This window comes from Fictibacillus nanhaiensis (assembly GCF_036213205.1).
GTDB classification, from domain to species: Bacteria; Bacillota; Bacilli; order Bacillales; family Fictibacillaceae; genus Fictibacillus; species Fictibacillus nanhaiensis_E.
The window spans coordinates 13,424-26,518 of sequence record NZ_JARMFC010000005.1; the positions used below are offsets into that span (position 1 = coordinate 13,424).

At 38.9% G+C, this 13,095-nt stretch carries 12 protein-coding genes; 1 reads left to right on the forward strand and 11 read right to left on the reverse strand.

Annotation, left to right across the window (positions count from 1 at the left end):
* Positions 1-56: 56 nt before the first annotated feature.
* The 11 genes from P4V41_RS04515 to P4V41_RS04560 all read right to left on the reverse strand — a co-directional run bounded on the left by P4V41_RS04515 (position 57) and on the right by P4V41_RS04560 (position 12,426).
* Positions 57-1,991: a stage V sporulation protein D gene (locus P4V41_RS04515; RefSeq protein ID WP_328083605.1), complete on the reverse strand. Its 1,935-nt coding sequence runs from the start codon at positions 1,989-1,991 to the stop codon at positions 57-59.
* A gap of 63 nt (positions 1,992-2,054) precedes the next feature.
* A complete protein-coding gene (locus tag P4V41_RS04520) occupies positions 2,055-4,277 on the reverse strand; it encodes a penicillin-binding protein (RefSeq protein ID WP_328083606.1) in 2,223 nt (740 codons plus the stop codon).
* A gap of 12 nt (positions 4,278-4,289) precedes the next feature.
* On the reverse strand, positions 4,290-4,649 hold the full coding sequence (gene ftsL, locus P4V41_RS04525) for a cell division protein FtsL (RefSeq protein WP_328083607.1): 360 nt from the start codon (positions 4,647-4,649) through the stop codon (positions 4,290-4,292).
* Positions 4,650-4,663: 14 nt separating this feature from the next.
* Positions 4,664-5,596, reverse strand: coding sequence for a 16S rRNA (cytosine(1402)-N(4))-methyltransferase RsmH (gene rsmH / locus P4V41_RS04530; RefSeq protein ID WP_328083608.1), 933 nt, complete (start codon positions 5,594-5,596; stop codon positions 4,664-4,666).
* Between the two features lie 31 nt (positions 5,597-5,627).
* The gene (gene mraZ / locus P4V41_RS04535) at positions 5,628-6,059 is read right to left on the reverse strand and encodes a division/cell wall cluster transcriptional repressor MraZ (RefSeq protein WP_066393436.1); all 432 of its coding nucleotides are present in this window, start codon (positions 6,057-6,059) and stop codon (positions 5,628-5,630) included.
* A 128-nt stretch (positions 6,060-6,187) separates the two neighbouring features.
* Entirely contained in the window at positions 6,188-7,810 is a 1,623-nt protein-coding gene (bshC, locus tag P4V41_RS04540; protein WP_328083609.1) for a bacillithiol biosynthesis cysteine-adding enzyme BshC, read from the reverse strand.
* An 80-nt stretch (positions 7,811-7,890) separates the two neighbouring features.
* The gene (locus P4V41_RS21625) at positions 7,891-8,313 is read right to left on the reverse strand and encodes a DUF3397 domain-containing protein (RefSeq protein ID WP_419181283.1); all 423 of its coding nucleotides are present in this window, start codon (positions 8,311-8,313) and stop codon (positions 7,891-7,893) included.
* Complete coding sequence (locus P4V41_RS04545; protein ID WP_328083610.1) at positions 8,279-9,166, reverse strand: 2-dehydropantoate 2-reductase; 888 nt, start codon at positions 9,164-9,166, stop codon at positions 8,279-8,281. Before P4V41_RS04545 ends, P4V41_RS21625 begins: the two co-directional genes overlap by 35 nt.
* Positions 9,167-9,255: 89 nt before the next feature.
* Positions 9,256-10,794 carry an acyl-CoA carboxylase subunit beta gene (locus P4V41_RS04550; RefSeq protein WP_328083611.1) on the reverse strand — a complete coding sequence of 513 codons (1,539 nt, stop codon included), beginning with the start codon at positions 10,792-10,794 and terminating at the stop codon, positions 9,256-9,258.
* Positions 10,795-10,848: 54 nt separating this feature from the next.
* The gene (locus P4V41_RS04555; protein ID WP_197127640.1) at positions 10,849-11,061 is read right to left on the reverse strand and encodes an acetyl-CoA carboxylase biotin carboxyl carrier protein subunit; all 213 of its coding nucleotides are present in this window, start codon (positions 11,059-11,061) and stop codon (positions 10,849-10,851) included.
* A 21-nt stretch (positions 11,062-11,082) separates the two neighbouring features.
* Positions 11,083-12,426 (reverse strand): acetyl-CoA carboxylase biotin carboxylase subunit, encoded by a 1,344-nt coding sequence (locus P4V41_RS04560; protein ID WP_328083612.1) that lies wholly within the window; start codon positions 12,424-12,426, stop codon positions 11,083-11,085.
* A gap of 166 nt (positions 12,427-12,592) precedes the next feature.
* Between P4V41_RS04560 and P4V41_RS04565 the strand changes: the two genes are divergently transcribed.
* Positions 12,593-13,072 (forward strand): N-acetyltransferase, encoded by a 480-nt coding sequence (locus P4V41_RS04565; protein WP_328083613.1) that lies wholly within the window; start codon positions 12,593-12,595, stop codon positions 13,070-13,072.
* Positions 13,073-13,095: the final 23 nt, after the last annotated feature.

A 13,095-nucleotide genomic window follows, 5' to 3' on the forward strand; every position in this document is an offset into this window, starting at 1 on the left:
TAAAGAAAATAAGCCAAGGCAAGAATCCGCGCTTGGCTATGTGTACACTCTTTATTTTAATCTTCCACTTCTTTTTTGTCACCCAAAAATAAACGGATCGTCTTGCCAGCTTCTAGCTTCACGCCAGCTTTTGGAGCTTGCTGTACGATATAATTCCCTTTTCCGGAAGTTTCAATCTTAAGATTATACAGCAAATTCGTTAATTCCTTCGTTTGTTTACCAACTAAATTCGGAACGACTACTTCAGGAGCATCAAGCCATGTTTTCTCTTTTTCAATCTGATCTTTTTGCTTTTTGACACCCATAGCAGAAAGACTGTCCTCTATAATATTTCCTACGATTGGTGCTGCGACTATTCCACCAAACTGAAGAGTTTCTTTTGGATTATCTATAGCCACATAAACTACGATCTCTGGATTATTTGCAGGAGCCATACCTATAAAGGATACGATATGGTTGTTCTTTAAATAAACGCCACCTTCTGCCTTCTGAGCAGTCCCTGTTTTCCCTCCGACACGATAACCATCTACGAATGCATTCTTACCAGTACCTTGAGCTACAACACTTTCAAGTGCTCGTCTAACTTCCTTAGACGTTTCTTCAGAGATCACTTTTCTCTTAAGTTTAGGTGTCTGCTTACTTACTACTTCTCCCGTGAGAGGATCAACTAATTCTTTAGCTATATATGGTTCGTACAAATAACCTCCGTTTACGGCCGCAGACACAGCAGCTACTTGTTGAATCGGAGTCACAGAAACACCTTGTCCAAACGCCGTTGTTGCAAGTTCCAGCGGTCCAACACGATCTAAGGAGAACAAGATTCCTTTTCCTTCACCCGCCAAATCAACACCTGTCTTTTCTCCAAACCCAAAATCTTTTATATACTCAAAAAGTTTATCCTTCCCTAAACGTTGACCAAGGATTACGAAACCGGGGTTGCAAGAGTTTTGTACGCCTTCTAAAAAGGTCTGACTACCATGCCCTCCTGCTTTCCAGCATTTGAGCTTCCTCCCTGCAACTTCGATAGAGCCAGGATCGTGAAAATGATCTTTATCTAAGTCAACTTTATCTTCCTCGAGTGCGGCTGCAAGCGTAATAATCTTGAAGGTGGAGCCTGGCTCATATTGAGCCCACACTGGCAGATTCCGATTGTATACTTCTGGTGAAACACGCTTGTACTCTTCTGGATCAAAATCTGGCCGAGAGCTCATTCCAAGAATTTCTCCAGTATTCGGATTCATAGCTATAGCTATCGCGCCATCAGGATCATAAGTAGCTTGAGCGATATCGAGCTCTCTTTCGATAATCGTTTGAACACGTGAGTCTGTCGTTAATCGAAGATCATATCCATCTTTCGGTTTTTCGTACTTGTCCGATAACGATGGCATTCTGCGCCCTCTTGCATCTGAGAAGAAGGATATATGGCCTTTTTCACCATTTAGTTGTTCATCGTAATAAAGCTCTAGACCTGTGAGTCCTTGACTGTCAATTCCTGCAAAGCCTAATACATGAGAAAGGTAAGATCCGTATGGATAATGCCTTTTGCTGTCTTCTGCAACAAAAACACCTGGCAGATTTAACGCTTCAACTTCTTTTGCTTTCGTATTGCTGATTTTCCGTCCACCGTTATCAATTCTAACGATGGAAGCTTTTTTAGTAAGCCTCTGGTACACTTCTGTTTTTGATATATTTAACAAGGCTGCCAACTTTTCAGCTGTTTCATTAGGTTCTTTAATCTGTCTTGGAACGACAAAAACGGTCGGAGCACTAATATTTGTAGCAAGTACCACATCATTACGGTCTAAGATCTTCCCTCTTTTTGGTTCAAAGGGAATGTCTCTGCTCCAAGAATCAAGAGCTTTGTCTGTCAACATATCTCCAAGCACAAATTGGACGTAGCCGAGTCTTAAAGAAATAACAAAAAAGAAAGCTATTCCAAAAACAAAAACAAAAATTAAGCGCCTGCGTACAGTTACATTCGAAACTCGCACACACAATACCTCCCTTGTATGTCTCGTTTCAAATATATGCTTGTACACAAGCGCCTAGAACATTTAGTCTGTTACCGGCAGATCTTCATCTTGGGACTTTTCTTCTGTAGATCCCGTTCCTTCCACATCCTCATCAACTTCGGAATCTGTTTCTGATTCTGTTACTTTAGGAGGTTCTAGTTGAACAACAAAGAAATCTCCTTCTTTAACGGGGTTACCAGGTTTAATGCTTTGCTTAACTGCAAATCCACTTCCCGTTATGGTTTCTTTCAACCCGAGAAGCTTACTGATTCTTAAGATATCCATGTAAGACCAGTCTTTTACATCAGGCATCTTAGCATCACCAGACGTTTTTAATATGACTCTTTCACCTTTCATCACGTAAGCACCCTCATAAGGTTCTTGGTTCGTTATTTCGTTACCTGAACCGATGACTGAAACTTCCATGCCGAGTTTTTCTAAGTCACTTTTTGCTTTCTCAGCAGACTGACCGGTGTAATTCGGCAATTCTTTACCGTAAGATTTTTTTACTTTTGTAGACTTATCTTTCACTTGGGCTTCAGGTTGGATATTTAAATATTGCAGCCCACTTTTCATAACGCTTGTAAAAATATTAGCAACAGGTGTAGAACCCATCTCAGGGAATTCAACCTTTGGGCGTTCAACAGCCACATAGACTAACAGTTTAGGATCATCTTTAGGCGCCATTCCTAAGAAAGAGAAAACATTCTCTCCCCAACCAGAAATGTACTTGCCGTCTTTTCCAACGATCTGGGCAGTTCCTGTCTTTCCGGCTACACTATACCCGTCAATCATATAAGGTTTACCTGTTCCATCTGTCACTACCGTTTCTAAAATATCTCTAACTTGTTTTGCAGTTTCTTCTGAAATCGGCTTGCCTGCAATTTTCGGTTCATTTGAAAGCACCGTTTTCTTCGTTTCTGGATCCATGATCTTATCAATCACGTATGGTCTCATCATCTTACCACCATTCGCAATAGCTGTAGCCGCTTGAATCTGTTGAATTGGTGTAATCGTTGTTCCTTGTCCGAACGCAGTCGTTACTTTTTCTATCTCATAGTTATATAGAATGGAACCGCTCTTCTCATTCGGCAAATCAATATTCGTCTTTTGGTCTAAACCAAATTTTGAGAGATAACTTCTATATTTCTCATACCCTAGCTTTTCGCGTACAAGTTTTGAGAAGGCAACGTTAGAAGAGTTTTGAACCCCTTCGTTATAAGTGATTGGTCCCCATCCTCTTTTATTATGGTCGTAGATCGGTCTTCCGATGTTCGGAAGCTTATACGATCCAGATTGGAACACTTCATTACCGTTATATTTACCTTCCTCAATGGCAGCTGCTAAAGTAAAGATCTTCATCGTCGATCCCGGTTCAAACGGATAAGAAACAGCAAAGTTAGTATAGTTTTTTATATCTTTTTTGTTCGGATTAAAACTAGGCGAATTACTCATCGCTAGAATTCTTCCCGTTTTCGGATCAGCAACAATTCCGGTAATCTTTTCAGGTTTATATTTCTTAGCAGCTTCTTGAACCGCTTCATCTAAATAAAGCTGAATCTTCTCATCTAACGTTAAATAGACATCTTGTCCATGCTTTGGTGGTGTGATTGATTCTTTATTTGCTGGAATTGCTCGGCTGAACGCATCACCAACAAAGGAGATCTTGCCATCCTTTTCTTGCAAATACTTGTCTAAAGATTTTTCAAGTCCCATCAGACCAGTCTGAACACCTTCTTCACCGTTCCCGGTGTACCCTAATACATGTGCAGCAAAACTTTGGTTAGGATAATATCTTCTAGATTCTCTTAAAAAATCAACTCCAGGAATCTTCATCTTTTCAATTTGTTCTTTTTTACGATAGGAAACCTTTCTACCAGCAGGAACCTCTACTTGAAACCTGTCTTCTTTACTCAAAAGCTCTTCTAAGTCTTCTTTGTCAGTATCCAGAACTTTTGATAGTTTTTCTGCAGCCTCTTCTGGGTCTTTAATATGGTTTGGATACTTTTTATCAAGGATCGCTATCACGCTGTATGATGGGATATCTTGAGCGATCACTTCTCCGTTCCGATCAAACATCGTTCCGCGCTTTGCATCTAAAACATCACTCTTCAACCATTTTCTTTTCCCGTATTCAATTAGGTCTACTCCTTCTGCTGACTGAGAAGAAGCCACGAGAAAGAATTTACTCGTTAATACAAAAAAGAGCAAGGTAAACACGACCATCAGAATACCTGCTCCAACGTTTTTTCTTTTTAACTTCATAACAGCACCTGCTTAGTCCTGAACCACTTTTACGTTCTTATCATCAAAGATGAATCCTTGTTTCTTTGCCAACTTCATAATGCGTTCAGGGTTGCTTAGTTCTGTCACTTGAAGGTGATAATCTTCAACGATTTTCGTTTCTGCTGTAAGGTCTTTTTGAATGCTCTCAACTTCAGCAGTAGCCTGATAAACAGATGCGTATAGAGAAATGAGCCAAATTAATCCTGCAATTAAGACGACCCCCATAGCTCCCCACAATACGACTTCACCTTTTGTAAATAATTTTCGGGATGAGTGTTGTACCGGCTTTGGGTTTCTTTCTGGCTGTAACTGAACTTGTTGTTTTTGAACTTGATAGGCTAAATTGCTCACTTTAGCTCTCCTCTCTATTTTTGTTTTTCAGCGACCCTTAATTTTGCTGAGCGTGATCTTCTGTTTTCGTCAAGCTCGTTGTCTGTTGGTACGATTGGTTTTCTTGTGATGAGTTTTAATTCTGGTTTGTATTCTTCTGGTATAACCGGCAGTCCTGGAGGGAGTTCCGGACCTGTACTTGCTTTTTTTAGTATATTTTTACACGCACGATCTTCTAAAGAATGAAATGTGATAACCGCAATCCTGCCACCGACATCTAATAGTTCAATGGAATCTTGCAGTGCATCTTCAAAAGCGTTCAATTCATCATTTACAGCAATACGAATGGCTTGGAACGTCCTTTTTGCAGGATGACCTCCTGTTCTTCTTGCAGGAGCAGGAATAGCATCCTTAATTATTTCGACAAGTTCTCCAGTTGTTTGAATATTTTTTTTCTCACGAGCCGCTTCAATCTTTCTAGCGATCTGTTTAGCGAATTTTTCTTCGCCATACCTCGAGATAATCTTCATCAACTCATTGAACGACCATTCATTCACAACTTCTTTTGCTGTAAGATCACTTGATTGATCCATTCGCATATCAAGTTCAGCATCATGCTGATAGCTAAACCCTCTATCCGCTTCATCTAGCTGCGGAGATGAGACACCTAAGTCAAAAAGGATGCCATCCACTTTATGTATGCCGCGTTTAGAAAGCTCTTCTTTTATATGGCGGAAATTGCTGCGAATAATCGTATACTTTCCTTCATGTTCCTTTAGTACCTGACGAGCGTTTTCAATAGCTATGTCATCTTGATCAAATGCATATAGATGGCCAGTTTCTAGTTGGGACAGGATTAATGCACTATGACCTGCACCACCTAACGTACAATCAACATAAATTCCATCTGGTCTCACGTGTAAAGCATCTACTGATTCTTGTTTTAAAACGGTTATATGGTCAAACATGGAAAATTCCTCTCTGCAATAAACTTAAGGGTTATAAATCAAAGTCCATCAGACTTTCTGCAATTTCTCCAAACGAGTCTTCTGATTTTGAGAAGTATTCTTCCCAAATTGATTTACTCCAAATTTCAATTCTATTCGACACACCTATCACTACGCAATCCTTTTCTAGTTTTGCATAGTCTCTGAGCGGAGAAGCAATGTTCACTCTTCCCTGTTTATCTAACTGACATTCAGCAGCTCCAGAAAAGAAAAAACGAGTAAATGCACGTGCATCCTTTTTAGTGAATGGCAAACTTTTCAGCTTTTCTTCGATGACCTTCCACTCATTTAAAGGATATCCGAATACACATTGATCCAATCCGCGAGTTAAGATAAACTCTGTGCCTAGTTCTTCACGAAATTTAGAGGGGATGATCATACGTCCTTTTTCGTCGATGCTGTGCTGATACTCTCCCATGAACATATGATCACCCCACTTTCTCCCCTAAATCTACCACAACGCTCCACTTTTCACCACTACAAGTATTATTCGTGTACAAAAAAAAAAATCCTGCTGTAGCACAGGATTTTTTCTAAAATATTTTATCGATATTATAAGTACACAATCTTATGTTTTCCGTTGAAATGATAAGGGTATTGTACAAGTTTATTTACAAGATCAGAACCTTCTTCATTTACAAACTGGTAGATGTTCCAAACCCTTTCTTGTAAAATCTCAGTCGGTTTTAATTGGAGCATGATCTCATCAAATTCAGCAAGTGGTTCTTTTACTTTTTTCCGAACTCTCTGTTCTAATTTGTTCTCCATATAGTCGATCTCTGAAAGAATTCTTTTTATATTTTGGTCTGCAACGGGAAGAAGCTTTGAATCAATATCTACTGCTAACTTTATCAGCTTATCATAAGAAGAAATGAATTCTGCTCTTACGGATTGAAATGTTTCAAAAGTCTCGATCGGCCGGTTTAAAGCAAACCACTCGCGTTTATATCCAGCGGTTCCATTCTCTAAAACTTGCTGTACCGTTATTTTCTTCGATTGAAGTAGTTCGTTTACTTGGTTGGTTACAAGTGTAAAGGATAGCCTTGGCGTCAAAATAGGCATCATTCTATTAAATCGACTGAAAACCTTTCCAAGTACTGCCCAGTATGCGATTTCACCAGGACCCGCAACAAAAGATAAAACAGGTAAAAGAAACTCTTGCATCAATGGCCTTGTCACTACATTATTGCTGAATTTTTCTGGGTGTTTAACCACTTCTTCAAGAAGTTCTGATTCAGAAATCGTAAAGTCTTTCTCTTTTGAAGAAAAACCATTTTCATCGCGATACAATAAGATCCGTTCTTGATTGTTTGTATAAAATAGATGAGCATTGTTTGCTTGAACTTCTATCGGTGCAGAATAACCACCTTGGCACAGTTCTTCTGTTCGATCATTAAATGCCTTATCAATCTCGCTGTTATGAACGATCATCTCTTTTAATATCGTGGATTGTAGTTTTTTATACTCTGGATCTCCAGAATCTAATAGGATTAGCCCCTCTTCATAAAACCATTTTGAAAGAAGCTTTGCGAAGAACGTGACGATAGAATCTGATTCGTCTAAGATACGTTCCGTTTCTGCGAGTAGATCACTTGTAAAAGCTGTTTCACCAAATGAACGAAATACATCCTTTAACCAAGGCTGAACATCATCTTTGTTCCATTTCCAAAGTGATGCTGAAGATTTAACACTGCTCGCTGACTTTAATGAAACTTTTTTAGCAGTATTATTTTTAGGGAGCATAACGTGGTTGATCTCATCCATATCGTGATCTTCACCAGCTATCCAAAAAATGGGTACAACAGGAACATTTAATTCTTTTTGTGCTTGTTTTGCTAGCTGAATCGTACTGATGCACTTATAGATCACTAAAAGCGGTCCGGTTAAAAGTCCCGCTTGCTGACCACCAACGACAGCTAAGCTATCATCTGCATTCAGCTTTTGAATATTTTTAATTGTTTTAGTTGAGGAACCAATTCTTTGATTATAAGAAGTCAGATATTCCGTAAGACCCTTTCTAGGAAACGAATAACGCTTCAATTCCTGTTGTCTTTTAGCCCATTCCTGTTTATCGTAGGGGGATTTATAATCAAAAAAACGGACAACCTCCGCATCTCCGTTGGAGTACCCTTCTATAAAAGGCGATGTATGAAGCTGCATTTCCTCCAGTCTCATTTATGAACTTCCTTTCTACGTATCAATTACATCCTTAACGAGTATAGCAAAGAAAGAATGAAGAGCATAAAAAATATGCTCTAAATGTCCAAAATCCGTGAAGTGATACCATATGTCAACAATGAAAAGTAACCGATTGACAAAACAAGGAACTGTAATCGCCAATTTAACCTAAGTATCTTCCTGATAGATAGATCCAGTTCCTTTTTCCAAATCACATAAGTAAATAGCAAACATCCCGATAAAAACAACAGCAGCAGAATCCAATAATAAGATTGTCCCCATATCTCAACTGTCATTCTTTCAATAGCAAGAAATAAAAAAAACGTTGTACAATCAACACCCGCCTTAAAGGCCTTTCTTCTTTTCTTCGTGAGCTTTAACAAACTCTTATTAACAAGAAAAAAAACAATATAAGGAACGGTTATTAGTGTAGCAATAATCGCACCTACAACACTAGCCAAGCATTCATCCTCTCCAATCCAATGAACTGATTGCTTCATAAGCAAAACGAGAATAAGGGGTTTCGATCTTCAATTCAATTCCTCGCTTAATGATCTCTCCCGTAATACTCTCAATCTCAGTTTGCTTTCCGCTCTCTACGCTCTTTAACATAGAAGATCGGTTTAATGAAGTATTTCTGCACAGGACTAACAATTCCTTCCATAATACTTCGCGCTGTTCTGTCATATTCAATACGGAAACAGCTTCTTCAAAAAGTTCTTTCATCATAGATAGTGCATGTGGATTCGTTAAAAGTTCTCCATTTGTTATTCTTAACAAAGCTGTAAGTGGATTGATGGATGCATTCATAATTAGTTTTTCATAAACCATTCGTTCCCACTCTTCCTCTATTAAAATTGGAAAACGAGTTGAATGAAGAAGATCGCACCATGTATGTTCAGAATCCCCTCTATAGGAAGAGATTTTAATCCTACCTTCTCCTAGATGATGAACTGTCGTAAATCCTTTTTTAATCGCTCCGTGCTCAACAACACCAATACTTATCTGTTTTTGTGGCATGCTTTTCAAAAAAGAGAGATGACTGATTCCATTTTGTAAAAAGAGAGAAGAAACTTCATTATATTTAATCAATCCCGTCAATTCCTTCATCGCAGTTTGTTTCACGGCAATAATACAGATTGACTCTTCAGCATTATATACAGCAAAAGGTTTAGCCTCGACCATTATGGTTGTCTCTGAACCTTTCATATCAATGTAAGTGAGTCCAGACTTACTTAGTTCCTCTGCTTGAGATAAGCTTCTTGTATAAATAACAGGTTCATTCCCATTCTGTTTTAAAAAATATGAAATCAATAACCCTATTGCACCGCCGCCAATGACACTTATTTTCATAATTAAGCTCACCTCTTAAATGTATAGCTCGATCTTATCATATTCTTAATCATACTAAAAAAACCTCCCAAGTTAGGGAGGTTCAAGCATTAGACAGGATAAACAGGGTGCTTGCGTTCACTGAATATCATTTCTTTGTTTTCATAGAATGCAAAACGGTTAGCAAGTTCATCTCTTAATGCTGAAGGTGAAACAATATCGTCGATAATCATTTCAGAAGCAAGCTTATAAATATCAATATGTTCTTTATATTCTTGCTGTTTTTGCTGAACAAATTGAATACGCTCTTTCACATCTTCAATCTCATTAATCTTATTAGAATATACTGCGTTCACTGCTGCTTCCGGACCCATAACCGCAATCTGCGCTGTTGGCAACGCAATGCAACAATCAGGTTCAAAGGCAGGACCAGCCATCGCATATAGACCAGCACCGTAAGCTTTTCGAACGATTACTGAGATCTTTGGAACCGTTACATCACTCATCGCTGCTATTAACTTTGCTCCATGTCGTATAATCCCAGCTCTCTCTACTTTCGTTCCAATCATAAATCCGGGAACATCTGATAAGAAAAGAAGAGGAATTGAAAATGCATCACAAAGTGTGATGAAACGTGCTGCTTTATCCGCAGAATCTACAAACAGTACGCCCCCTTTAACTTTCGGCTGATTTGCGATAATCCCAACTGGTTTTCCATCAATACGTCCAAAACCAGTCACGATTTCTTGTGCGAATAGTTTTTTCATCTCAAAAAAACTACCCTCATCAATGAGTCCTTCAATAAACTCATACATATCAAACGGGACATTTTGATTTTCTGGTACGATTGCTTCTAACTCTCTTCCCGCTTTAGGAGCCATAGCATCAGCAACCGGCGCTTTTAATTTATAGTTACTCGGGAAATAGGATAGATATCTTTTTGCTTCTTCGATGGCTTCTGTTTCATCCGCTGCCAAAACGTCACCGCATCCACTTACAGAGCAATGCATTCTTGCTCCACCCATTTCTTCAAGCGTCACTTTTTCACCAATTACTTTTTCAGCCATTCGTGGACTACCTAAGTACATCGATGCATTTTGATCGACCATGATCACGATATCACAAAATGCTGGGATATACGCTCCACCTGCCGCTGATGGACCAAAAAGTATACAAACTTGTGGAATCATTCCAGACATTTTTACTTGATTGTAAAAAATCTTACCCGCTCCGCGGCGGTTCGGAAACATATCAATCTGATCGGTTATTCTAGCACCTGCAGAATCGACAAGATAAAGCATCGGAACTTTCAACTTTTGTGCGGTCTCTTGTATGCGAATAATCTTCTCTACTGTTCTAGCTCCCCAAGATCCAGCTTTTACAGTTGAATCATTCGCCATAACGCATACTGTTTTCCCGCCAAGTTTTCCTATTGCAGTCACAACTCCATCTGCTGGTAGGTCTCCTGCTTGATTGTTTGCAAATTTAGCATCCTCTACACGGTATTCACCATTATCAAAAAGAAGTCTCAGACGGTCGCGGACGAACATCTTATTTTGAGAACTATTCTTCTCATGATATTTCTGTGCACCACCAGCTTCAATCTGGTCGATTTTTTCTTTTAATTGGCTTTCTAATTTTGCTACCATGATATACCTCCTTCAAGAGAGTGAGCGCTCGTTCAGATTGTTTGCATGTAAATTTTATTTCAGTGTAACGAGTACGTCTCCCTCATTCACAAAGTCTCCGGATGCAAACTTAATATTATCTACCGTTCCTGCATCAACAGCGTCAACGGGTATTTCCATTTTCATAGATTCTAAGATAATAACGGTTTGTCCTGCTGTTACCTCGTCACCTTCGCTAACCAATACTTGCCAAACTGTGCCTGCCATAGATGCTGTAATTTCTTTCATTTCTCTCTCTCCTTTGTTTGATTAGGGTTTTGAAACTTTTCTCTTACTTAAATAGCTAGTGGTATAGTCACCTTTTATAAAATCCTCTTCTTTTAAGATCATTTGAAAAAGCGGTGTATTCGTTTTTAGTCCGTTTATCGCTAAGCTATCAAAGAATTGAACCGCATTCTTAATACATCCCTCACGATTGGAATCGCTTACAATTATCTTCGCAATCATAGGATCATAAAAAGGTGTTACGGTGTTTCCACTTTCATAACCTGAATCAATCCTTACATTCTCAGATCTCGGCCAATTTAGCCCTTCAATTTTTCCTGGTGAAGGGAAGAATGTGATCGGGTCTTCTGCATATAATCTAAACTCTATCGCATGACCTTTACTCATAATCTCTTCTTGAGTCAATGGCAGCTTCTCACCTCTTGCTACTTGTATCTGCCATCTTACAAGATCCAGTCCCGTGATACTCTCTGTAACTGGATGTTCAACTTGAAGTCTTGTATTCATCTCTAGAAAATAGAAATCTCCGTTCTCGCTTACAACAAATTCAACGGTTCCCGCATTTACATAGTTAACAGCTTCAGCTGCTTTAACTGCCGAATCAGTAATTTTAGAACGAAGGCTTTCTGTTAGAAATGGTGACGGTGACTCTTCTACGACCTTTTGATTTCTTCGCTGAACGCTGCAATCCCTCTCAAAGAGATGTACGATATTTCCATGAGCATCACCCATGATTTGAACTTCTATATGCCTAGCATTCTCGATACATTTTTCGATAAACATTCTGCCCGATCCAAAATAGTTCTTAGCGCGCTGTTGAGATGAAACGAAATGTTTACGAAGATCATCACTGTTATCGCATTTTACCATTCCAATTCCGCCACCACCGCTGCTTGCTTTCAGCATTACAGGGTACCCGATTTGTTCGGCTAGTTTTACACCTTCTTCAACATCTTCAATCGGCTCGATTGTTCCAGGTACGATTGGAACACCCGCTTGCTGCATTGTTTTTCTTGCCATGATCTTATCGCCCATCCACTCGATGGTTTGAGGCGCTGGACCAATAAAAGCTATTCCAGCTTTCTCTATCTTTTTGGCAAAGTCATCATTCTCTGATAAAAGTCCATAACCCGGATGGATAGCGTCTACCTTATGTTTGAGAGCAACTTCTAGAATCACTTCACTCTGCAGATAGGATTTCGCTACTGGAGGTTCACCAATATGTACTGCTTCATCAGCAGCTTTTACAAAAGGGAGGTCTTTGTCTGCTTCAGAATATACTGCAACCGTTAGAATGTCCATTTCCTTACACGTTTTAATAATACGTAGTGCGATCTCACCACGATTGGCGATTAATATTTTTTTCATGTTCATCCTCCTTCCTGTTGTCAACATTACCTTTTTCGACATAAAAACCAAAAATCCTTTTTTGAAAGCGTAAACTAAACGAATATTTTATTTTTAAAGAATTTTTTGCATAATTAGTATATACTATAAATATAGAGAAAAGTACAGAAAGACTGGGGGAGATCATATGTTAAAGTATGAAGTAAAAAAATTATTAGTTAACTATAAAACGCTCGAAGAATTTAAGCAGTTCAAGGAGTACGGCGTACAAGAATTGTCAATGCTCGAGGATCTTCAGGAAAATATGATCGAAAACGACAGTGAGTCTCCGTTCTATGGAATTTATTATGGTGATAAACTAGTAGCACGCATGAGCTTATATCAGATTGAAGCTGCTTATGATCAATATTTTGATCCTCCACAAGATTATTTAGAGCTTTGGAAACTTGAAGTATTGCCTTACCATCAGACAAAAGGGCTTGGAAAAGCTTTAGTAGAGTTCGCTAAAACATTCCGACTACCTATCAAGACAAACGGCAGACAACAATCTGGCGGTTTTTGGGAGAAGATGGGCTTTGAAGCTGTAACATATAATCAAGACCGTGATCGTGGTCAGAATCCTTATGTATGGTATCCAACAGGCGTAAGTGAACAACGTCTTGCATAAAAAATAAAAAAGATGGCATCTGC